The organism is Winogradskyella sp. HB-48, assembly GCF_049942685.1.
Classification (GTDB): domain Bacteria; phylum Bacteroidota; class Bacteroidia; order Flavobacteriales; family Flavobacteriaceae; genus Winogradskyella.
This window is the reverse complement of the sequence record NZ_CP187934.1, coordinates 272,167-294,708: the sequence shown is the minus strand read 5'-3', so window position 1 is coordinate 294,708 and position 22,542 is coordinate 272,167. Positions and strand designations below refer to the sequence as shown.

The following is a 22,542-nucleotide window of genomic DNA, read 5'->3' as shown; positions in this document are numbered from 1 at the left end:
TGTGCAACCTCTTAAATCCATTTATTTTCGTGCAAAAATTATTCCATATTATAAATTGGCATTTTGTCAGTTTTCAAAATAGTATTCACATGAAATTTGCCATCATAAAAGAGCGTAAAAATCCACCAGACAGACGAGTAGTCTTTTCACCAGAAACCTTAGCAGAGGCTAGAGAAAAGTTTCCAGAAGCAGAGTTTGTTGTTGAGTCGTCTGATATTAGAATATTTCCGGATGCCTCTTATGCTAAATTGGGTTTTGAGGTTACCAAAGATGTATCTGATGCCGATGTCATGATTGGAGTAAAGGAGGTGCCTGTAGAGCATTTAATTCCAAACAAAAAATACTTCTACTTTTCGCATACCATTAAAAAGCAACCTTACAACCGTAAGCTGCTAAAGGCGATGTTGGAAAAAAATATTGAAATGTACGACCACGAAACCATTGTAAAACAAAGTGGAGCGCGACTTATAGGATTTGGACGATATGCTGGTTTGGTGGGTGCTTATAATGGTTTTAGGGCTTTAGGTTTACGTGATGGTTTGTTCAATTTGCCAAAGGTAGAAACCCTCGCCGACTTGGAGGAAGTAAAGGCTGAACTTGATAAAATTACCATACCAAACATAAAAATACTCCTCACTGGAACCGGAAAAGTAGCCTATGGTGCCAAAGAGATTTTAGACCATTTGGGTATAAAAGAAGTAAGTGATGCCTTGTATTTAACGTCTGAATTTACAGAACCCGTTTATGTTATGGCAGACGTAATGGAGTACGCAAAACGTAAAGATGGTAAAGTAGGGCATAAGCAACAGTTTTACAAAGATCCTTCTGGTTACGAGAGCAATTTTATGCCTTATGCCAAGCAAACGGATTACTTTATAGCAGGTCATTTTTATGGCAATAATGCACCGTATTTGTTCACTAGGGAAGACGCTAAAAATCCTGAGTTTAGAATTAATTTGGTAGCAGATGTGTCTTGTGATATTGATGGTCCTGTGGCTTCAACTATTCGTCCTTCGACCATAGCGGAGCCTTTTTATGGTTATGATCCACAAACCGAAAAAGAAGTGGCTTTTGATACCAAGGGAGCCATAACTGTTATGGCTGTAGATAATTTACCTTGTGAGTTGCCAAAAGATGCTAGTGAAGGCTTTGGTGAGACTTTTGTAGAACATGTGATACCTGCTTTTTTTAATAATGATGAACGCGGTATCTTAAAAAGGGCCAAAATCACATCAGCAGATGGTAAGTTGACTGAGCGTTTTAAGTATCTTCAGGATTATGTGGATGGGAAAGAATAGCTAGGCTGTTTGTAAACTAAATATTTATTGGGATTCCTATAATTGATAACCATCTAATAAAATTTTAACTAATTTTATATTCTAAGAACTAAATAGAATGCATTATGGTAGGACTTCTTTTAACAATAGCCAATATATCTGGTGGTATACTTTTGGGTTTGGCCACTTTAGATAAGTGGGATGGTGAGAGCAATTTTTTCAATAAAATAGCAGGTGTGTTAGCTCCTTTTCAAACCGTCATTGGTGGTGCCTTAGTCGTTCTGCCGATATTTAAGTTTAGTTTACTAAGTATTGTGAGTATTTTAGGAGGTATTTTATTACTCACCCATGTATTTGGAAAAGTACCTGCTTTAGAAACAAGCTTGCGTCAATTATCGGCTAAGTTGATGCCCTTTAAGGCAATTATAGGAATTGCAATTCTTGTTCTTGGTATTTTAGGTTTGTTATAAAATGCATCCTGCGGAAGCTTATATACTGAAACAAGAAGAGCCTTATAAATCTATCTTGCTACAGCTTCAATCCATTACTGAAGCAATAGTCCCTAATGCAGAATTGTTATACAAATGGCGTATACCTTTTTATTACAATAATGGTATTCCTATTTGTTTTCTCAATCAATCAAAAGACTATGTAGATTTAGCCTTTTGGCATTTTGAAAAATTAGAAAAATATACCGAATATTTTATTGATACTAATAGAAAATATGTTCGTTCATTACGTTACAAATCTGTAGACGATATTAATGATGAGGTAATAGTTTATGTGCTAGAAAAACAATTAGAGATTAATACAAATCCGTTTAAATTGATTATAAAACCTGAGCGACACATGATATAAATACTTCGCATTATATCATTGTGAACAACTAAATTCATTACTTTTTAAATTTAATATTATTCTAAAACGGTAAGATTAGTAACTGTTTTTTTACATTTTCCACCGTTGGAACATGGTGTGCAACTTCCAATTCCTTCATGTCCAGGATCATTATCAGGATAATATGGTATACATCCTAATTGCTCTTGGCTACACTCATCTGTAGTGCACGAGGTTCCTTGAGCAACTATTAAACCTCTTCCATATTTACTCTCTTGGACATAAAAACTAATGCTCGTTTTTTTGCCTTTAAAAATCAAATAGAACGAATTGTCAATTTCGACGAGAGAAACCTCTTCTACATTTGGATTTACACCATTGATTTTAGTGAAATTTTTGTTGAGATTGTTTATGAGTTTAGATTTGTTAATTGTTAATACGGATTTATTATTTTCTAATTTACCAACTTCCAGCCATAGTTTATAGCTATCTTCATCAATTGATGACGTTCTTAAGTTTTTGGATTTTGTTTCTTCTAATTCAGTTTGATTCTCATTGGAACATCCTAGTAAAAGAACAACTAGAAAACCAAATAAAATGATATGTGATTTTTTCATGATTATAAGTTTTTGATTATGAATAAGTTAAGAGTTTTTTAATAAATAAGCTCAATCTTTTAAAATTTCTAAAAAAGCTTAACATATCTTAAAATAACATTAAGGCAGTTATTCCAAATACTGACATATTATATGAATGGCGAATTCCTTTTTATTATAATAATGGTATTCCTATTTGCTTTTTAAACCAGTCAAAAGATTATGTGGATTTAGCCTTTTGGCATTTTGATCTACTAGAAAAATATTCAGAGTATTTTATAGATGCCAACAGAAAATCCATATGATCGCTTAGGTTTAAATCTGTTGAAGATATTAATGATGAGGTAATGTCTATGTACTTGAGAAACAATTAGAGATTAATACAAATCCTTTTAAGCTTATTCTGGGTAAGAAAAAATCTTAAAAGCTAGAGACCAATTGTCTTATAGCTACCAAGTTTGTTAGCAACCCTTCAAGATTATCTAAATGTAACATATTAGCACCATCGCTTTTAGCATTGGCAGGATCAAAATGTGTTTCTATAAACAGTCCATCTACATTATTTACCACACCAGCTCTTGCTATGGTCTCTATCATATCTGGTCGTCCACCTGTAACTCCAATACTTTGATTGGGTTGCTGTAATGAGTGTGTTACATCCAAAACCGTAGGTGCAAATTTTCGCATGGTTGGAATCCCTCGAAAATCTACAATCATGTCTTGGTAACCAAACATAGTACCTCTATCAGTAATCCAAGCTTTTTCGTTGCCAGCATCTTTAACCTTTTGTACGGCATGTTTCATCGACTCTGGACTCATAAACTGTCCTTTCTTCAAGTTCACTACTTTTCCAGTTTCAGCAGCAGCGACAACTAAATCCGTTTGTCTCACCAAAAATGCCGGTATTTGCAACACATCAACATACTGAGCTGCCTTTGCCGCATCCGAGACTTCATGAATGTCTGTAATTGTTGGGATATCAAACGTATCCGAAACTTTCTTCAGAATCTTTAAAGCTTTTTCGTCTCCAATACCTATAAAACTATCAATTCTGCTTCGGTTGGCTTTTTTAAAACTACCCTTAAATACATAAGGAATTTGTAGCTTATCTGTTATAGAAACTACTTTTTCGGCAATGCGCAATGCCATATCTTCCCCTTCAATAGCGCAAGGGCCACAAAGCAAAAAGAAATTATTGGAATCTGTGTGTTTTAATTGAGGTATTGTTGTCAAAGCTTAAGACTTAAGTATTAAGCCACAAAGATAACATTTTAAAATACCTTTTTTATACTATTTCGTATAATCCAGAGCGACATTATAAAGTTGCCAAAAACCAGTGCGCCACCGTAAAAAAGTAAACCTTTCGCAGATTCTGACCAATTCATAATGTTTAAGAGATTAAATAAATAAGCCAGAATGAGATAGGAAGATAAACAAACGAATATGATACCTAATGAGAAATTTAGGTTTCTGTTGGGTTTAATTAATTGCCATAAAAATGGAATTCCAAATAATAATATTGGATATGCGGAAATACCTTCACTTTTGTTAATAACTGTAAACCAATAGGCAACTATGCTAATGAAATAAAGGTAAGGTATAAACTTGGTATACTTGCTAATTGCATTCATCTGTTTTCAAATTTTAGGGTTCAGACGTAAACAGCCCAATTAGCGGTTGATTGTGAAGGCTTTTACTATTAATCAATTTCTATAACGGAAAGATACAAACTGAAATTGTCTCATTTTTAAAATATAACATATAATTAACGAAGTAATCGGAATATGATGTACCTTTGCGCGCTTAAAATCAGCATCAGTTATGACGAAGATTAAAAACATTGCAATTATTGCACACGTTGACCACGGAAAAACCACCTTGGTAGACAAGATAATGTACCATTGTCAGTTGTTTCGTGAAAACGAAAATACAGGAGATTTAATTCTCGATAACAATGATTTGGAACGTGAAAGAGGCATCACTATTACCTCAAAAAACGTTTCTGTAGTTTATAAGGATACAAAAATAAATATCATTGATACACCTGGTCACGCCGATTTTGGAGGTGAGGTAGAGCGTGTATTAAACATGGCTGATGGTGTATTGCTTTTAGTGGATGCTTTTGAAGGGCCGATGCCACAAACACGTTTTGTGTTACAAAAGGCTATTGGTTTAGGATTAAAACCTTGTGTTGTAATCAATAAGGTTGACAAAGAAAATTGTACACCAGATGAGGTGCACGAAAAAGTTTTTGATTTAATGTTTGAACTTGGTGCGGAAGAGTGGCAGTTAGATTTCCCTACAGTTTATGGATCTGCCAAGCAAAACTGGATGAGCGACGATTGGAAAAAACAAACACAAAATATTGAGCCATTATTAGATATGGTAATTGAGCATATTCCTGAACCTAAAATCGAAGAAGGTACGACACAAATGCTAATTACCTCACTAGACTTTTCGAGTTTTACAGGCCGTATTGCTATTGGTCGTTTAACTAGAGGAACTTTAAAAGCAGGCCAGCCCATTTCATTGGTAAAGAGGAATGGTTCTATTGTGAAGAGTAAAATAAAAGAACTTCATACATTTGAAGGTTTAGGTCGTTTAAAAGTTGATGAAGTACAAGCTGGTGATATTTGTGCTATTGTTGGTTTAGAAGGTTTTGAAATTGGTGATACCGTTGCCGATTTCGAAAATCCTCAAGGTTTAAAAACTATTGCTATCGATGAACCTACAATGAGTATGTTGTTTACCATTAACGACTCACCTTTCTTTGGTAAGGATGGTAAATTTGTTACCTCTCGTCATATCAAAGATCGTTTAACCAAAGAGCTTGAAAAGAACTTGGCTCTTAGAGTTGAGGAAACAAATAGTGCTGATAAGTTTATGGTGTTTGGTCGTGGAGTATTACACTTATCTGTTTTAATCGAAACTATGCGTCGTGAAGGTTACGAGCTACAAATTGGGCAACCACAAGTTATCATTAAAGAAATTGATGGTGTAAAATGTGAGCCTTTCGAAGAAATGACGATTGATTTGCCAGAAAACGTATCTGGTAAAGCCATAGAAATGGTAACGATGCGTAAAGGCGAAATGATAAGCATGGAGGCTAAAGGAGACCGTATGGTCTGCCAGTTTATAGTGCCTTCTCGTGGTATTATTGGCTTACGTAACCAATTGTTAACAGCAACAGCAGGTGAGGCTATTATGGCACACCGCTTTAAGGAATACCAACCTATAAAAGGTGGAATACCAGAGCGTCAAAATGGGTCGTTGGTATCTATGGAAAATGGTACTGCGATTCCGTATTCTATTGATAAATTACAAGAGCGTGGAAAGTTCTTCATAGATCCAGGAGAAGACATTTATGAAGGTCAGGTTATTGGAGAGAACTCTCGCGGTGATGATATGACAGTTAATGTGACTAAGACCAAAAAGTTGAGTAACGTACGTTCTGCTGGTGCTGATGATAAAGCTAGGATTATACCAGCTATCAAGTTTTCGCTAGAAGAAGCTTTGGAATATATTCAAAAAGATGAATATGTTGAGGTAACACCAAATCATCTTAGGATTCGTAAGATTTTACTCAAAGAAGTAGACCGTAAGCGAAGTAAAAGTTTGTAGTAAATTTAGTCTAGTCATTCTGAACTCGTTTCAGAATCTAGTGATATAATTGAGTAATATTTAAAAGAGAAATGCTTTAGGGTGTTTCTCTTTTATATTTTTAAAGGGTGTGGAACTATTTGGAATTACATCAACAGAGTATATTGGTTATTTAGCATCTTTAATGGTGCTGATTTCTTTTACAATGAAAGACGTTAACAAATTGCGCTTTGTTAATATGACAGGCTGTATTTTGTTTATTATTTATGGTTTTCTAATGCCAACTTTAAGGATTGGTTTGCCTATTATTATTGCAAACACAGCCATTTTTTTAGTGAATTTATATTATTTGTTACAGAAAGAGAAGTCAAAATGATTAATCACTATTTTTACAGTCCATAATTATAGAGGTGTAAGGTATGCGAAAGTACGATTCATCTATAACCGAATGGATTTTAGAGAAATAATTACTAGCTAACTGCTCATATTCTGTTTGGGTTCTTATATATTGACCTCTGTCTTTTTTTAAGAAGTAAACTGCGATTTTGTTTTGATTGGGAATGTAGCATCCATCAAATGAAATAAATCTTCCTCTAGGTTTTAGGGCTTTATAGGCTATGTTAAAAAGTTTTAAACATTGTTCATCTGTTAAATGATGTAAGACACCAGCAGTAATAACAATATCGAAAGTATGGTTTTCTATAAGTTTTAAATCATCTACTCCTGCACATTTAAAAATACCTTTATTGCCATATTTTTTTTTGGCTTGTTCAATGTAATTCTTATCTAAGTCTATTCCGGTATAATCTACTTTGGGTAAAAAATTTAATATGTCTCCTGGCCCACACCCAATGTCTAGGATTTTTTGACCCGTTTTAATCTTAACATTGTTTTCTACAAAAAGTTTTCGAGCTCTATAACCACCAACAATTTTTTGATATGTTGTATATATTATAGGGTGTTGAAGGATTATTCTTGGGTCGAAATTGAAAGACAAACTAATTTTGATTTAATAGTATCAAAATTAATAGAATAACCATTAAATATGTTTTTATATTTGATTTTTTAAGGTATCACATACTTAATAGGTTGATTAAAAATGAAAAAGAAACTTCTTTATCTACAAAAATACAGTGCCTCGATTACAGTTTTCGTTGTGATACTCATACAATTTTTATTGATTTTTCAAGGTTTCGATGTCTGTGATGATGGGTTTGTGTTAACTTTTTATCAACAGATTTTTCAAAACCCTGAAAGTGTTGAATACAATTTTTTGTATTGGTTCTCAGGTTTTGTTGGAGGGTTATGGTATCAGTTGTATGAGGGTGGTGGTATATTGTGGTTTAGGCTACTTGCTATAATTATTAATACAGCCACTTTCTGTATTTCTTATAAGATTTTAAAACCTTACTTAAGAAAAGAACTTTTGTTGTCTGCTTTAATTATGGTGCTTTTTGTTAATGATTATGGTTTTTTAACTTATTATCATAATCACTTAACAGCTTTCATGGCTGTATCAATTATATATATGTTGAATAAATCGGTCACGGAAAATAGTTTTCGATTATATGTTTTGTCAGGAATATTATTGAGTGTAAATGTTTTTACCAGAATTCCCAATTTAGTACTTTTTTCATTAGTTTTAGTTATTCCTTATTCTTTGTATTTAAAACAGCAGTCAATTATAAAGTCTATAAAGCCGATTATTTATATTGGGACTGGATCAATAGTTGGTTTGTTAATGATTTTTCTTTTGCTAAGCTATCTTGGGCAAATAGATATTATGAGAAATGCCTTATTTACTATTAATGATTTAGGCAATACAGAAAATAGTTCTCATAATTTTAAGTCTATTATGTTAGCTCCTTATTTTAATTTTATTTCTATAGCTATTGAAACAATCAAGTTGTCTTTAATAATTCTAATGCTTTATTTTTTAAAGCGATTTTTACCCAAAAATAAGATCGGCATATTTGTTTTTTTTGTAGTTACTATTCTGTTTTTAATTTTTTGGTTTAATACAAAGAATATCTACCCTGTCTACAGTATTTGTTTAATAGGTAGTGTGGTTATGTTACTTGTAAAGAAGACTAAATATGAAATTAAAATTATCAGTTTTTTATCTTTATCAACATTATTAACAATTTACCTTGGTACAGGTGGTGGAATTAAAAATGCTGGTTTTATGGGTATTTGGATTGGATTGCCTCTGTTTTTTTATTTTGTGAGTCGTTTTAATTGGATTGTACAAGACTTTAAGTTTATAAATAAAAAGTTAAAGTTACAGATACATCAAAAAACCATACAAATATTTTTATGGTCGGTCATAATAGCATTTATTTTACTTAAGGGCTACAATATATCTCAAGAAGCATATTTTGACAATGGTAATAGATTTAAAAAAACACACACCATAAATAACTCTTTGGCTAAAGGGATTTATACAACTGAAAGACGAGCAAAGATTATAAATGAACTGTTACATAATTTAGAAAATATAGTACAACCAAATGATTATTTATTGGTATATGATAAAATGCCAATGATTCATTTTTTAACAAAGACCAAACCTTATATGTATAATCCATGGGTGTGGATATATGATTATAATTCATTTAAAAAAAAGCTTCAAAAGGCTGAAACAGAAATACAAAGTTTACCTATTGTAGTTCAACAAAAGTTTGAAACTATTTATGAATTTTCCGAGCCTATTAAAGATTACATGGCAACTGATAAAGAAAATAGCAATTTTCATAGCAATGAGCGCAACGCACTAATAAATGATTTTTTAAGAAGAAATAAGTATAAAATTATTTGGAGTAACGAATACTTTAATATTTACTCACCTAATAATTAAGAATTTTCAATTTATTATTTAGTTTATATTAGTGTTGTATTTAATTAAGAAATGATGTTAGAAAATGATATTTCAATTGTAGTTCCGGTTTACAATGAGGTAGATAATCTTTCAGAGTTTTATGAAAGGTTAACTAAAACATTAGATCAAATCTCTAAAAAATATCAAATCATTTTTATAAATGATGGTAGTGTTGATGCATCATTGGACAAAATCATAGCCTTTACCAAGGATAGTGATAAAGTATTTTACCTGAATTTAAGTAGAAATTTTGGTCATCAAATCGCTGTATCTGCTGGTTTAGAATATTGTAATGCTGATTGTACAGTTATAATTGATTCTGATTTACAAGATCCGCCAGAGTTAATTGCCGAGTTGTATCAAAAATATAACGAAGGTTTTGATGTGGTTTATGCTAAGCGAATGAAGAGAGATGGTGATACATTTTTAAAAAAAATTACAGCCAAATTGTACTATAGACTTTTGAGGCATTGGGTTTCTTTCGAAATTCCTTTAGATACAGGTGATTACAGATTAATATCGAAAAAGTTGTTGATGCCATTAACTTAATGCCTGAAAATAACAAGTTCCTAAGAGCTCAAATAGCATGGTTAGGTTTTAAGCAAGCACATGTGTTGTTTGATAGAGAAACTAGAAAGCACGGTAAGAGCAATTATTCTTATGGTAAAATGTTCCGTTTGGCGTTTGATGGAATAACTGGTTTCTCCGATAAGCCTTTATTGTTTGTTAGTCGTTTAGGTTTAATCATTTCTTTATTTTCATTTTTATTGATTATGTATGCAGTTTTTTCCCATTTCGTATTAAAGGAGACTATAACAGGATGGACATCTCTCATCATTGCGATTGCTTTTATTGGTGGTATACAGCTACTGTCAATAGGAGTCATAGGTGAATACATAGGTAGAATTAGTTCAAATGTAAAAAACCGTCCACTTTATATTTTAGAGTCAACTAACATGAATTCAAAAAAAACTAAAAGTTAGTTAGATGAAATATTAGGCGACAGATGATTGAATAAAATAGGCTTATTTTTGATAGATGCAAAACTTCAAGGTTTTACAATATAAACCATCTTATAAAAAGGATTGGGATACGTTTACTCTAAAGAGTAACCAACAAACATTTCTGTTTCTTAGGGATTTTATGGACTATCATAGCGATAGGTTTCAAGACTATTCCTTATTGCTATATAAGGATGATGAATTAATAGCGTTGTTGCCAGCAAATAAAGTTGGAGATGCTGTATATTCTCATCAAGGTTTAACCTATGGTGGCTTAATATACAAATCAACTTTACAGAGTCAAGAATTTATTGGTATTTTAAAAACAGTTTTAGAATATCTTTCAGAAAATGGAATTAAAAGTCTCCTAATAAAAGAGTTGCCTTTTGTTTTCTTGGATAACCAGACCAATAACCCGTTAGCTTATTTGTGTTTTAAACTTAATGCACAACTGCAACGCATGGATATGCATTCTACATTAGAGCTAAAATTCAAAAGTTATAATAAAAGCAGAAAAAATGGCTATAAGAGAGGTTTGAAAAATAACCTCATTGTTAAAGAAGTTGATGATTTTGAAGACTTTTGGAATACAATTTTAATACCAAATCTTGATAATAAACACGATGTAAAACCAGTTCATAGCCTAGAAGAAATTCAACTTTTAAAATCTAGATTTCCAAATAAAATCAGACAGTTTAACGTTTACCATAACAACATCATTGTAGCAGGAACAACAATTTTTGAAACAAAGCATGTGGCACATAGCCAGTATATTTCTGGTAATAGAGATAAAAATACTTTAGGCAGCTTAGATTTTTTACATCATTACCTTTTGGAAGATATTTTTGGTGATAAAACCTATTTTAATTTTGGAATTTCTAATGAGAATAACGGACAACATGTTAATGAAGGCTTACAGTATTGGAAAGAAGGTTTTGGCGCGCGATCTATCACACAAGGATTTTACATGATTGATACGGCTAACCATAAACTCTTAGAGGATTTCTACCTATGATTCCCTTTTTAGATCTACATAAAATAAACAATAGATTTCGAGAAGAACTCGAGGCCTCATTTGCTAAGTCGTTAGAAACTTCATATTACATTCTTGGGCCTAACGTTAAGACCTTTGAAACTGAATTTGCCAACTATTGTGGCACAGACTATTGTATTGGTACTGCAAATGGTTTAGACGCACTGACACTTATTTTAAAAGGGTATATAGAACTTGGAAGACTTAAAAAAGGAGACAAGGTTATTGTACCTGCCAACACTTACATTGCAACTATCCTGTCTGTTTTACATGCTGAACTAGAACCTGTTTTGGTAGAGCCTAATCCAAAAACATATAATATTTCTACAGAAGAGGTTAAAATGAAATTGAATAAAGATATTAAAGCTATTCTTGTAGTACATCTTTATGGGCAATTAGCAGAAATGGAACGACTAAAATCCATCGCAGATGAGCATAATTTATTACTTTTAGAAGATGCCGCACAAGCACATGGTGCTGTTTCAACTCATAATACAAAAGCCGGAAATTTAGGTCATGCCGCAGCATTTAGCTATTATCCAAGTAAAAATTTGGGTGCCTTAGGGGATGGAGGTGCAGTAACAACTAATAATAAAGAATTGTTTGAAACAGTTTTATTGTTAAGAAATTATGGTAGTAAGGTAAAATATGAAAATGAAATCATAGGTTATAACAGTAGATTAGATGATTTACAAGCTGCTTTTCTGAGTATTAAGTTAAAATATTTAGATTCCGACAATAGGAGAAGAAGAGATATAGCTAGATATTATCTTGAAGGGATAAGAAATTCCAAAATAGTTTTACCTTTTTATGATGGTTCAGATAATCATGTATTTCACACATTTGTTGTTGAGGTAGATGATAGAGAAGATTTTGTGAATCATTTAAATAAAAATAAGGTTGGATGGTTAATACACTATCCAATTCCACCTCATAAACAAAAGGCTTTGCAAAGATTTTCATATTTAAAGTTGCCTATAACTGAACAAATTCATAAAAGAATTATAAGTTTGCCAATAAGTCCTGTATTAACAGACCAAGAAGTTAATACTGTGATAGAGGTAATAAATGCTTATTAATTGAAAAAGTTTTTTCACTATATAAATAATGAAGTTTTAGTAAAAGCCGCAAGTCTTAATACTGCAAATATTAGTATTAAGATCCTTGCAGGAATTCTAATATCAAAGTTTATAGCCGTATTTATTGGACCTGAAGGTATGTCGCTTGTAGGAAATTTAAGAAACTTTCTTAGCACTATACAATCTATATCAATAGCTGGTCTTTACAATGGTTTTGTTAAGCTTATAAGCAAACACAAAAACGATTTGGTAAAGTTGACCAATACACTATCCACAGTATTCTATTTTGGGTTTTTCGCATCATTAATATTGGCATTTTTATGCTATTACAATGCTGAATTTATTAACGGATTAATTTTTTTTAATAATAACTATGTCTATGTTATAAGAACGATGGCAATAGTGCTTCCGTTTTATTCACTAAACATGTACGTATTTGCCATAATGAATGGCTTCTCTAAGTACAGGATTTTATTGGTTATTAATATAACAGGTCAAATTTTAGGTTTGCTTGTTACACTTCTTTTAATAAAACAAGAAAACATTGACGGTGCATTAATTGCAGTTGTTATTACGCCAGCCCTCAATCTTCTTATAACCATAGTAGGAATAGCCTTTAGGAAGAACTTAATGTCAATTATAAAAATTACTGATATTCAGATTTCTGTACTCAGAAATTTGAGTCCTAATATGATTATGGCATTGGTTTCTTCAATAGCATTGCCAATAGTGTATATTATTATTAGAAATTACCTTATTTCTGAAATAGGAATAAAAGAAGCTGGCTATTGGACAGCAGTAACAAGAGTTTCGAACTATTACCTTATGTTTATAAATTCATTAATGGCACTATATATTCTACCTCGATTTGCAGAGTTGAAATCTCAAAGTGAGTTTAGAAAAGAAGTCTTTAGTTTTTATAAAACAGTCCTTCCAATTTTTGCATTAATATTGGGTGTCATTTATCTAAGTAGAAGCCTTTTGGTTAACTTATTATTTACTGAAGAGTTTAGGCCAATAGAAGATTTAATGGGTTACCAAATTCTAGGTGATTTTATGCGTGTAATGTCTATGGTTATTGCTTATAAGTTTTTGGCTAAAAAGATGTTTACGCATTTTATAATTATAGAAGTATTCTTATTCGTCATAATGTATTTTTCAAGCATCTATCTTATTGATGCTTTTGGATTAAAAGGTGCTGTGATGGGACATTGTCTAAGCTATTTGATGCATTTTGGCATAGTGTTGCTTATTTTTGGCAGTTCCTTATTTGGTGTTATAAATGATGACGGCATAGATGATTTTTAAAAGGCGTTAAGCATGAAAATTCCTAGATTTATTAGAGATAATATTGTGCTTAAAATTACATCGCTTAATGCTGTTGTAATTACGATAAGGCTTGTTATTTCTGGTTTTACCCAATGGTTATTATCTACGACTTTTGGTGAAACAGGGATAGCCAGAATAGGGCAGGTTAGAAATATCATGGGAATGCTAACCAGTATTTCATCTCTAGGAATTTTTAATGGTATTGTAAAATATGTCGCTGAACATAAAAATAACAAGCAAGAATTAAATAAGCTCTTTTCTACAACTACGGTTTTTGTTCTTGTAGGTTCTTTGATTTCAGGAACTGTTCTCTTTTTTGGAGCTGCTTATTTTTCAAGTATTTTATTTAAGTCAAATGATTTTGCTTATGTATTTAAAGCCATTGCATTTTTAGTGCCTTTCATAGCTATAAACAGAGCTTTAAATGGAATTGTAAATGGCTTATCGGAATATAAAAATTATGCCAGAATAGAATTGATAAGCTACCTATTGTCAGCAATGCTTTTTGTTGTAGCGTTATACAATACCAATTTAGAAGCAGCAATATTAGCTATAGCCGTAGCACCAGTCATTCAACTAGGAGTTATCATAGTTGTATTTGGGAAAGTTGTAAAACGTTATGTAGACTTTAAGAAGTTAAGGTTGGGCTTAGATTACAAGAATAGTTTATTAGCTTTTACCTTAATGTCATTTGTTTCTACATTTCTGCTCAATTATATCGAATTAAGTATCATAGGCCTTATAGAGAATGAGATAAATATTAATGAGGCAGGTTATTGGACTGCAGTAACCTTTATATCAAAAAACTATATGGTTTTTGCTTCAGGTTTATTTACGCTTTATGTTATTCCTCGATTTGCAAATATTTATACCAAAGAAGCATTTAAAAGCGAAGTTTTTAATATTTACAAAACGATCTTACCAATTTTTGGTTTGGGTATGTTTTTGGTCTATCTCTTACGGTATGTTATTATAGATATTATATACCCAGATTTTAAGGGTATGGAGCCTTTGTTTAAATGGCAATTGTTAGGTGATTTTGTAAGGCTGTGTAGTTTAATTATTGCGCATCAATTTTTAGCAAAACGAATGGTGAAAAGCTTTGTAATTACTGAGGTTATCTCTCTTGTTTTATTTTATGTACTTACCATTTTATTTATAAACTATTTTAGTACTGAAGGTGTAGTAATAGCGCATTTAGTCAGGTACATTATATATTTTGTAGTAGTGTCAGTAGTAATAGTATATTCTTTTAAGAATACATCAGAGCAAGGCAATAAATCATAAAGAATCAATTATTATCCTGAGTCCATGTACTTAAATATTTTTCAGCAGATGTAATGTAGTTGTGGTGTTTTTCAATAAATTTTCTTGCATTAATTGATATTTCAATAATTTTTTCAGGATTATTTATTAACCATTCTAATTTATTGGCAATAGCTTTTCCATCTGGTAGAGCGTTAATGGCAATTTTATCTTCTTCCAAATTATAATACTCTAACCATTCTTTTTCAGCACCTGTAAACACAACTTTTCCTTTGGCCATAGCCTCCAAAGCGTTATACCCTTGGTCGTATGCATACACCTGATCTAATAAGATATGTGCCTCATCATAGCTTTCAATATATTCGCTGTAGGGTAAGCTTTTAGTGATTATAATTTTTATACGATCACTATACCTATGTTTTATTATTGACAATGCATCTTCAAAAATATCATTTCCTTTCTTGTAATAATTGTGCGAATTTATACCATGAAAAATCACAATTTTGTCATCTATGGTAGGCTTCTTAAATTTTAATATGTCAGTATTTATTGGATTTGGAATTAAACCTAGATATTTAGGATGATTCTTTAATGGTAAATGATAATCTATGTCTGATGCAATAACTCCATTAATTTTTTTGTAGATGTTTTTGTGGAGTTTTATAAACTCTGAAGTTAAAAACTTTAATCCATAGGGTTCAATGAAAGTTTTATCTTTTCCGCTTTTATGTGGTGTTAAAAGCGAATATTTAAAATTATCTTCATTTGCATAAGCTATACTAATATAATCAGCACCACAAGACAATAAATAGGTTCTCTTATTCCATGAAGAAATAGAATTGAAAATATCATTTTCAACTTTAGGAGTACAGCCGAAGGAAGCTTCGTTTATAAATTGAACAACATCAAAACCACTGAGTATAGATTGTAATTCTAAGATTTGCCTTTTTACATTTTTAGATTCGAGATCAAAACTAAATAAACGATAAATAAGGTTCTTTACTTTTTGTTTAATGCCCTTTTGGTATTTTTTTTTAATAAGTATATCTACATTATATGCCTTAAAACTATCAAAAGATGCGACTATAGTGACGTCATGGCCTAGTTTTTCTAAACCCTCTTTTAAAGAGTTGTGAAGCCTGCTATATTCACCAACAAGTAAAATCTTCATTTATATCGTTACATTTGCTTTTCAAATATAATTGTTAATGATTAAAACCAACGCCAAAAAGATATGTATTGTAGTTACTTCTTTGGGAGGTGGTGGTGCAGAACGATCCTCAGCGACTTTGTCTGAAATTTTGTTTGATTTGGGCTATAATGTTCATATCGTTTCTGTATTAGATGATATTCAATATCCTTACAAGGGAAGACTTTTAAATTTAGGTGAGTTAAAAGCTAAAAATGATTCAATAATTGGAAGATATAAAAGGCTAAAGATCTTTAAAAATTATTTAAAAAAGCACAATTTTGATTACATAATTGATAACAGAACTAGAATAGGATTTTGGAAAGAACTTGTTATTTCTAGATGGGTTTATAAACCTAAAAAGGTCATATACTGCGTAAGAAGTTACAATACCAATTTATATATAAACCCTAATAAATTTCTAGGTAAAATTTTATATAGTTCAGCATACAAGATTGTAACGGTAGCATTGGCTATAAAGGAAAAGTTAGAAAAAGACTATAATTTTAATAATCTTTCAACAATTTATAATCCTATTGATTTAAAACTAGATAAAACAAAAAACGAAAATTTATGTGGTAAATATATTTTGTTTTTTGGACGTTTAGATGATGACGTTAAAAATATTAGTTTGCTATTAGAGGCATATTCAGAATCAATTTTGCCTAGACATAATGTTAAACTAAAAATTTTGGGGGATGGTGAAGATAAATCTAAGCTCACAGAAAAGATTATAGATTTAAATCTTAAAGAAAATGTAGAATTTTTGGGGTTTAAATCAAATCCTTATGATGTAGTGAAGACAGCACAGTTTACAGTATTAACTAGTAGGTATGAAGGCTTTCCGAGAGCTTTAATAGAATCTTTGGCTTTGGGTGTGCCTGTTGTATCGGTAGATTGTAAATCTGGGCCTAGCGAGATTGTTGTAAATGAAAGGAATGGACTTTTAGTAGAAAATTATAACATGCAGGCTTTAGCAAAGGCTATGAATAGAATGGTATTGGATGAGGATTTTTATTTACATTGCAGATTTAATGCTAAGGATAGTGTAGCAAAATTGTCAAAAGAAGAAGTAGGTAAAAAATGGCAGTCTCTATTAAAATAAGAGCTTATTATTAGATGAAAACCGATAGCGAAATTAGACTTATAGAAATCCCTAAAGTACATGATAAACGTGGCTCCTTGGCAGTAATAGAGAAAGATGTGCTTCCATTTGAAATAAAACGAGTCTATTATTTATTTGATGTACCAAGTGACAGTTTTAGAGGTGGTCATGCCCATAAAGAGCAAGAATCAGTCATAATTGCACTTAGTGGGAGCTTTGAAGTTGTTATAGATAATGGCAAAATGCGAAAAAAAATAATGTTAAATAAACCTACGCAAGGACTTTACATACCTACTAATATTTGGAGAGAGATAGATAACTTTTCTTCTGGAGCTGTATGCTTAGTCTTAGCGTCTACAAACTATAATGAAGCAGAATATATAAGAGATTATGATCAGTTTAAAAATCAGGTTAAAGGATAGTATAGTTTTTCTCCTTTAAGAGATTTAATCCTAAGCAAAAATCTAATAAACCATCTAGGAGAATTTAGTATTATATTCTGACTTAAACGCAAGTTATTTGGATTTATATGGCTCTTATAGTACCTAAAACTTTCCTTGTCTCTTTCTAATTTACTAAGTATGGCCATAGGAAATCTATTTCTATCAAGATAAATTTTTAGATGTTCATCATGTTGTTCTTCTTTTAAGTACTTATTGTATTTGGGTTTGTTTTTTACGCTAAATATAGTATTGCTTATACTCTCGGGAACATAATTGTAGTAAGCTAAAATCTTATTTATAAATACAATACTATAATTTATGCCTATTCTAATCCAAAAATCGGTATCCTCCCCTGATTCAATAGCATTATCAAAATAACCGGTTTTTTCTATAATGCTTTTTTTGAACACTATACTAGAACTTGTGAGAATTGTATGATTTAAGCTAGACTCAAAATAGTTTCTTACTTCACAAAATTTATTTTGCTTAAAACTATATATAGCTGGAACAATTTTGTTTTTATACTTATGTGCTATAGCTGTTGCAAAAACTGAATATTCAGGATAATCTTGTAGGGCAACTTTTATGGTTTGTAAATAATTATTTTCCCATAAATCGTCACCATCTAATAAAGCAATAAAAGAATTGCTTGCCGCTTTAATACCAGTATTTCTACATTGAGATGCTCCTTGATTTTTGGTAGTAATAATCTTTATTCTTTCGTCTTCAAAACTTTTAATAATATCTAAACTTTGGTCAGTAGAGCCGTCGTTAACGATAATAAGTTCAAAATCCTTAAATGATTGCTGTAGTACACTTTCAATTGTAGCTTTTATGTACTTTTCTTTGTTAAAGACAGATATAATTACCGAAAAGGAAGCACTCATTTTTTAGAATTTAGATGACAATAATAACACAAACGGTATAGGTCAAAAATAAATAATGAAGGTTTGCCACTTAATAAGTTTTTTTCAAATCTAGATTTAAGCAACTTGAACAATTTAGAAAAAATAAAATCTAATCTTATTTTTTTTAACGTGCTATATGTGTGAGATATACGTGTATATTTAGGCTCTATAAGTCCGTTTTTTATAAACAGATTTATAGCCTCAACAGACTCTAGGGATTTTTTAATAAAAGTCTTACTGTCTTCAATACCAAGATGGTAAGTTGGATTATTAATGTGCTTTACAGGTATTCTGTGTTGCATTAAATTATAAGAAAATAAAGTGTCTTCATGTCTAAAATTAGGTATGTCTTCATTGAATTTTACGATATTAAAAATACTCTTATGTATTAAAAAATTTAATGTCAAAAAACTCAGATATACATTTTTATTTCGTTCACTATGATGTAGTGCTTCTCGTTTTTTGCCATAGTGCCAACGTAAGCTTTTTTGTTCAGTGTTTTTAATTTCGGGATACAAAATTCCACCATATATAACACAGGGTTCTTGCGCAATGGTTTTGATGTAGTTTGATATAAAATTATCCTTGATAGGCATTACATCAGCATCTAAAAATAATAACCAATCGTACTTAGCGTTTTGAGAAAGCATGTTTCTAATAGCACTTCTGCCAATATTTTTAGAAAGTACTTTGAAATCACAATGTTCTAAAGTTGTTAAAGTTTTGTTTTGTTCTACTATATTTTTATCGGTAGAGCAATCATCATAAATTAAAATTTCAAATTCAGAATTAAGATGAGATTTACATTGTTTATGAATGTTTTCGACTAAAGAAACGACATTATAATTATATGTGGGTATTAGTACTGAAATCATTCAAGTATTATTTTTTTGCAATGATTAATGTTTCTTCTTTGTATCCAAAATAAGCATTGCTTTTGTAATTGTTTATTTCTGTAGAAAAACCTACTTTATTTAATCTACTTTCCAAACCTTTCACGGAGTAAATTCTAACATGGTCTTTTTGACCAAAAGCCTTTTCTCGGTCAGCAGGATTTGTGATGGAACTATCTTCATAAATTTCACCGTCTTTAAATGGAGTTTGGATATAACATGAACCGCTTGGTTTTAAAACTCTATAAAGTTCAGATATGGCTTTCATGTCATCTTCAATATGCTCTAAAACATGATAACAAATTATGACATCAAAAAAATTGTCGTCTATTGGAATGGCTGTAATGTCATAACAATAATCAGCTGTAAATTCATGTTCAAAATCGGTACTGAAATATTCTATATCTAAATTTTTAAATTTACTGTAAAGTATTTTATTTGGTGAAAAATGTAGAACATTTCCGTTTAAAACCTTGCCATTTTTTAAAGTGTCGTATAATCTTCTAGTTCTACTTCTGCAACCACAGTTAGGGCATAATAAATCCTTGTCATAGATAATTACAAACTGGTTTAGCTTTTTGCCACAGATATTGCATAGGTGATTATTTCCACTATACTTTATGCTTATTATTCGTCTGAATAAAGATTCGTTTTTTTTTAGTACGCTTTTGGGAATAATAAATTTAGCAATTCTTTTTAAGCTATTATACATGCCTAACTTTTTCTCTGTACCACCTCAAAAACCTTATTCTCGTCACATTTTAGTGTCTTGCTTGGATATTTTAAAAGCAAAGCGTAATCGTGGGTAGCCATCAAAATTGTATTGCCATTTTTATTGATGTCTTGGAGTACCTCCATCACCTCAATGCTGGTTTGAGGATCTAAATTACCGGTTGGCTCATCGGCTAATATCAATTCAGGATCGTTAAGTAGTGCTCTTGCAATAGCTATACGTTGTTGTTCTCCACCAGAAAGTTCATGCGGAAATTTAAAGCCTTTGGTTTTCATGGCCACTTTGTCCAAAACTTTATCGATACGCTCTTTAATTTTATCTTTGTCTTTCCAGCCTGTAGCCTTTAAAACAAATTCAAGATTACCATTAATAGTTCTGTCAGGTAATAGCTTAAAATCCTGAAAAACAATTCCCAGTTTTCGTCTTAAAAAAGGAATATCTCGCTCTTTCATGGTTCTGAGGTTAAAATCTACTATAGTGCCTTCACCTTCAGTTAATTCCAAATCACCATAAAGCGTTTTCATAAAGCTACTTTTTCCACTTCCTGTTTTACCTATGAGATATACAAAATCACCCTTTTGCATTTCAACATTTACATCTGTCAAGACCATATTGCCACCTTGATATATTGTTGCATTTTTAAGTTGTAAAACAGTTTCTGACATATTTCTTATTATATTTTTAGCATCTGTAAATGTATGGCGTAAAATTTCAATTCCCAAATGCGATTTATAGCTTGGCATAGTAATTGAAAACCCAAAATTATGAGACAATTTATTAAATACTTATTCCTTTTTTTTGTAACTATTTCTTCTGCTCAGAGAGAGTTTCATGTCTTCCCGATAGATGGTAATCAAATTAAAGGATCAATAAGTGGTGACGGTAGCATCGATAATCCTTGGGACTTGGAAACCGCGTTATCTCAATCTTCAGAACGTGTTAATGGTGGTGATATTATTTGGTTACATAAAGGAATATACGATGGAAACTATGAGAGTACCATAAAGTCTACCATAGAAGGAAAATATATCACTGTTTCTGCATACAAAGACCATAAAGTTATAATTAATGGCAATGTTGCTGATAACAAACCTTATGTGCTAGAGGTAAGTGGGGATAGGGTTGTCTTTAAAAATATAGAGGTAACATATTTAGGTAATTTTCCGCGTCAAAAGTCGAATAAAAGCTTTAGAGCAGTAACAGGAATAAACCATATAGTTGGTGAGGATTGCAAATTTCAAAATATAGTTATTCATAATATTCCAGGGTCAGGCATAGGTTCATGGAAAGCTACTGGAGGAACAGTTATTGAAGATTGTATCATCTATAATAACGGTTATCTAGGAGATCGAGGTCAGGGTGTTGGTATTTATGTGCAGAATGAAAGTGAAAAATATAGGATAATTAAGAATAACATCATTTTTAATAATTATTACAAAGGAGTCGAAATATGGTCTGCTACCACTGGTACTAATAGAGAGTTTGTTAAAAATGTGATTTTTACCGATAATGTTGTTTTTAATAACGGCTCGCCTTCTGGAAAGCCTTGGGCCAACCTAATAATAGCCTCTGGTGATGCCAAAGGTGTAAATATTGCTAAAAATATCAATGTGCTAAATAATGTGTTTTACCATAATACCGACTTTAATGATTATAAAAATTTTGGATACGGAAATTCAATTACACTAGGATATACTCCAAAAGCTCTTGTGGAAAATATTTCATTATTAGACAATATCATTATAGGGAGAAATAATGCTTTAAACCTTATGCATATTAGGTCTGCTGAGTTTAGAAACAACCTTGTCTATTCTGGCTATGTTCATTTTGATAAGTCTAGCCTCACGGCCTTAGAAACTGGAAATCTGAACTTTAACAACAATAAATTTTATACCCGTAAGTTGAACGGATTCAGAATTTTAAATCATAAAGATTATAATTTATCTCAATGGCAAAATACCTTTAATGTTGATAAAAATAGTGAATGGAAACAACTCAAATATTTTGACATCAACCCTGTTCTAAAGATTCAAAAATTAAGCTCAATTCCAAATCAGTTTAACCTTGCATTATTGGAAAAAAATGGAAATGATGTAACTGTAGATTTTAGTAATTACAATATTAAAAAGGGAACATCGTATAAAATCTATGATTTGGAAAATAGAAATACAGTTGTAAAATCTGGTACAATCTCTAATGATAAGAAAATCATTTTTCCAATGAATTTAAAAGCTTTTGAAAAACCATTGCATAATAATATTGCCACAAAATCGTATGAGAATTTTGGTGTTTACAGAATTGTATTTGAAGAGGATGCCAAAAAGCAGAATATTTTTAAGCGATTCTTTGGATGGTTATTTTAACATTTCATAAGC

22 protein-coding genes are annotated in these 22,542 nt (G+C 31.2%); 14 read left to right on the top strand and 8 right to left on the bottom strand.

Features of this window, described 5'->3' with window-relative positions:
* Positions 1-89: 89 nt before the first annotated feature.
* From ACPX19_RS01365 to ACPX19_RS01355, 3 genes are all read left to right on the top strand, one after another.
* Positions 90-1,298, top strand: coding sequence for an NAD(P)-dependent oxidoreductase (locus tag ACPX19_RS01365; protein ID WP_426431020.1), 1,209 nt, complete (start codon positions 90-92; stop codon positions 1,296-1,298).
* Positions 1,299-1,402: 104 nt separating this feature from the next.
* Positions 1,403-1,747: a hypothetical protein gene (locus ACPX19_RS01360; protein ID WP_426431019.1), complete on the top strand. Its 345-nt coding sequence runs from the start codon at positions 1,403-1,405 to the stop codon at positions 1,745-1,747.
* Between the two features lies 1 nt (position 1,748).
* Positions 1,749-2,135, top strand: coding sequence for a DUF1801 domain-containing protein (locus ACPX19_RS01355; protein WP_426431018.1), 387 nt, complete (start codon positions 1,749-1,751; stop codon positions 2,133-2,135).
* A 56-nt stretch (positions 2,136-2,191) separates the two neighbouring features.
* On the opposite strand, the gene ACPX19_RS01350 is transcribed toward ACPX19_RS01355, so the two are convergent.
* A complete protein-coding gene (locus ACPX19_RS01350; RefSeq protein ID WP_426431017.1) occupies positions 2,192-2,731 on the bottom strand; it encodes a hypothetical protein in 540 nt (179 codons plus the stop codon).
* A gap of 399 nt (positions 2,732-3,130) precedes the next feature.
* Positions 3,131-3,943, bottom strand: coding sequence for a 3-deoxy-8-phosphooctulonate synthase (gene kdsA, locus ACPX19_RS01345; RefSeq protein WP_426431016.1), 813 nt, complete (start codon positions 3,941-3,943; stop codon positions 3,131-3,133).
* Positions 3,944-4,531: 588 nt separating this feature from the next.
* Between kdsA and typA the strand changes: the two genes are divergently transcribed.
* Positions 4,532-6,331, top strand: a complete 1,800-nt coding sequence (typA, locus tag ACPX19_RS01340) for a translational GTPase TypA (RefSeq protein ID WP_426431015.1) — start codon at positions 4,532-4,534, stop codon at positions 6,329-6,331.
* 355 nt (positions 6,332-6,686) lie between these two features.
* On the opposite strand, the gene ACPX19_RS01335 is transcribed toward typA, so the two are convergent.
* Positions 6,687-7,307, bottom strand: coding sequence for a class I SAM-dependent methyltransferase (locus tag ACPX19_RS01335; RefSeq protein ID WP_426431014.1), 621 nt, complete (start codon positions 7,305-7,307; stop codon positions 6,687-6,689).
* A 102-nt stretch (positions 7,308-7,409) separates the two neighbouring features.
* Here ACPX19_RS01335 and ACPX19_RS01330 point away from each other — a divergent pair, with 102 nt between their 5' ends.
* The 7 genes from ACPX19_RS01330 to ACPX19_RS01300 are packed head-to-tail and all read left to right on the top strand — an operon-like array spanning position 7,410 to position 14,917.
* Positions 7,410-9,167 carry a hypothetical protein gene (locus tag ACPX19_RS01330; protein ID WP_426431013.1) on the top strand — a complete coding sequence of 586 codons (1,758 nt, stop codon included), beginning with the start codon at positions 7,410-7,412 and terminating at the stop codon, positions 9,165-9,167.
* Positions 9,168-9,218: 51 nt separating this feature from the next.
* Entirely contained in the window at positions 9,219-9,737 is a 519-nt protein-coding gene (locus ACPX19_RS01325) for a glycosyltransferase family 2 protein (RefSeq protein ID WP_426431012.1), read from the top strand.
* Entirely contained in the window at positions 9,737-10,171 is a 435-nt protein-coding gene (locus tag ACPX19_RS01320) for a hypothetical protein (RefSeq protein ID WP_426431011.1), read from the top strand. The genes ACPX19_RS01325 and ACPX19_RS01320 overlap by 1 nt, the downstream gene beginning before the upstream one ends.
* Positions 10,172-10,226: 55 nt before the next feature.
* Positions 10,227-11,204 (top strand): GNAT family N-acetyltransferase, encoded by a 978-nt coding sequence (locus ACPX19_RS01315; RefSeq protein ID WP_426431010.1) that lies wholly within the window; start codon positions 10,227-10,229, stop codon positions 11,202-11,204.
* Positions 11,201-12,301 (top strand): DegT/DnrJ/EryC1/StrS family aminotransferase, encoded by a 1,101-nt coding sequence (locus tag ACPX19_RS01310; protein ID WP_426431009.1) that lies wholly within the window; start codon positions 11,201-11,203, stop codon positions 12,299-12,301. Before ACPX19_RS01315 ends, ACPX19_RS01310 begins: the two co-directional genes overlap by 4 nt.
* Positions 12,302-13,609: an O-antigen translocase gene (locus tag ACPX19_RS01305; RefSeq protein ID WP_426431008.1), complete on the top strand. Its 1,308-nt coding sequence runs from the start codon at positions 12,302-12,304 to the stop codon at positions 13,607-13,609.
* A 12-nt stretch (positions 13,610-13,621) separates the two neighbouring features.
* Positions 13,622-14,917 (top strand): O-antigen translocase, encoded by a 1,296-nt coding sequence (locus ACPX19_RS01300; protein ID WP_426431007.1) that lies wholly within the window; start codon positions 13,622-13,624, stop codon positions 14,915-14,917.
* A 4-nt stretch (positions 14,918-14,921) separates the two neighbouring features.
* Here ACPX19_RS01300 and ACPX19_RS01295 read toward each other — a convergent pair whose 3' ends face one another.
* Positions 14,922-16,067 carry a glycosyltransferase family protein gene (locus ACPX19_RS01295; protein ID WP_426431006.1) on the bottom strand — a complete coding sequence of 382 codons (1,146 nt, stop codon included), beginning with the start codon at positions 16,065-16,067 and terminating at the stop codon, positions 14,922-14,924.
* Positions 16,068-16,104: 37 nt separating this feature from the next.
* On the opposite strand from ACPX19_RS01295, the gene ACPX19_RS01290 reads away from it, so the two are divergent.
* The gene (locus ACPX19_RS01290) at positions 16,105-17,190 is read left to right on the top strand and encodes a glycosyltransferase (RefSeq protein WP_426431005.1); all 1,086 of its coding nucleotides are present in this window, start codon (positions 16,105-16,107) and stop codon (positions 17,188-17,190) included.
* A 14-nt stretch (positions 17,191-17,204) separates the two neighbouring features.
* Entirely contained in the window at positions 17,205-17,612 is a 408-nt protein-coding gene (locus ACPX19_RS01285; RefSeq protein ID WP_426431004.1) for a sugar 3,4-ketoisomerase, read from the top strand.
* On the opposite strand, the gene ACPX19_RS01280 is transcribed toward ACPX19_RS01285, so the two are convergent.
* Genes ACPX19_RS01280 through ACPX19_RS01265 form a run of 4 tightly spaced genes read right to left on the bottom strand, consistent with a single transcriptional unit; the run spans position 17,597 to position 20,832 of the window.
* Complete coding sequence (locus ACPX19_RS01280) at positions 17,597-18,520, bottom strand: glycosyltransferase family 2 protein (RefSeq protein WP_426431003.1); 924 nt, start codon at positions 18,518-18,520, stop codon at positions 17,597-17,599. The genes ACPX19_RS01285 and ACPX19_RS01280 overlap by 16 nt on opposite strands.
* Entirely contained in the window at positions 18,517-19,416 is a 900-nt protein-coding gene (locus ACPX19_RS01275; RefSeq protein ID WP_426431002.1) for a glycosyltransferase family 2 protein, read from the bottom strand. The genes ACPX19_RS01280 and ACPX19_RS01275 overlap by 4 nt, the downstream gene beginning before the upstream one ends.
* A 7-nt stretch (positions 19,417-19,423) precedes the next feature.
* Positions 19,424-20,146, bottom strand: a complete 723-nt coding sequence (locus ACPX19_RS01270; protein WP_426431001.1) for a class I SAM-dependent methyltransferase — start codon at positions 20,144-20,146, stop codon at positions 19,424-19,426.
* A gap of 2 nt (positions 20,147-20,148) precedes the next feature.
* Positions 20,149-20,832, bottom strand: a complete 684-nt coding sequence (locus ACPX19_RS01265) for a cell division ATP-binding protein FtsE (RefSeq protein ID WP_426432409.1) — start codon at positions 20,830-20,832, stop codon at positions 20,149-20,151.
* A gap of 99 nt (positions 20,833-20,931) precedes the next feature.
* Between ACPX19_RS01265 and ACPX19_RS01260 the strand changes: the two genes are divergently transcribed.
* Positions 20,932-22,530: a hypothetical protein gene (locus ACPX19_RS01260; protein WP_426431000.1), complete on the top strand. Its 1,599-nt coding sequence runs from the start codon at positions 20,932-20,934 to the stop codon at positions 22,528-22,530.
* Positions 22,531-22,542 lie beyond the last annotated feature (12 nt).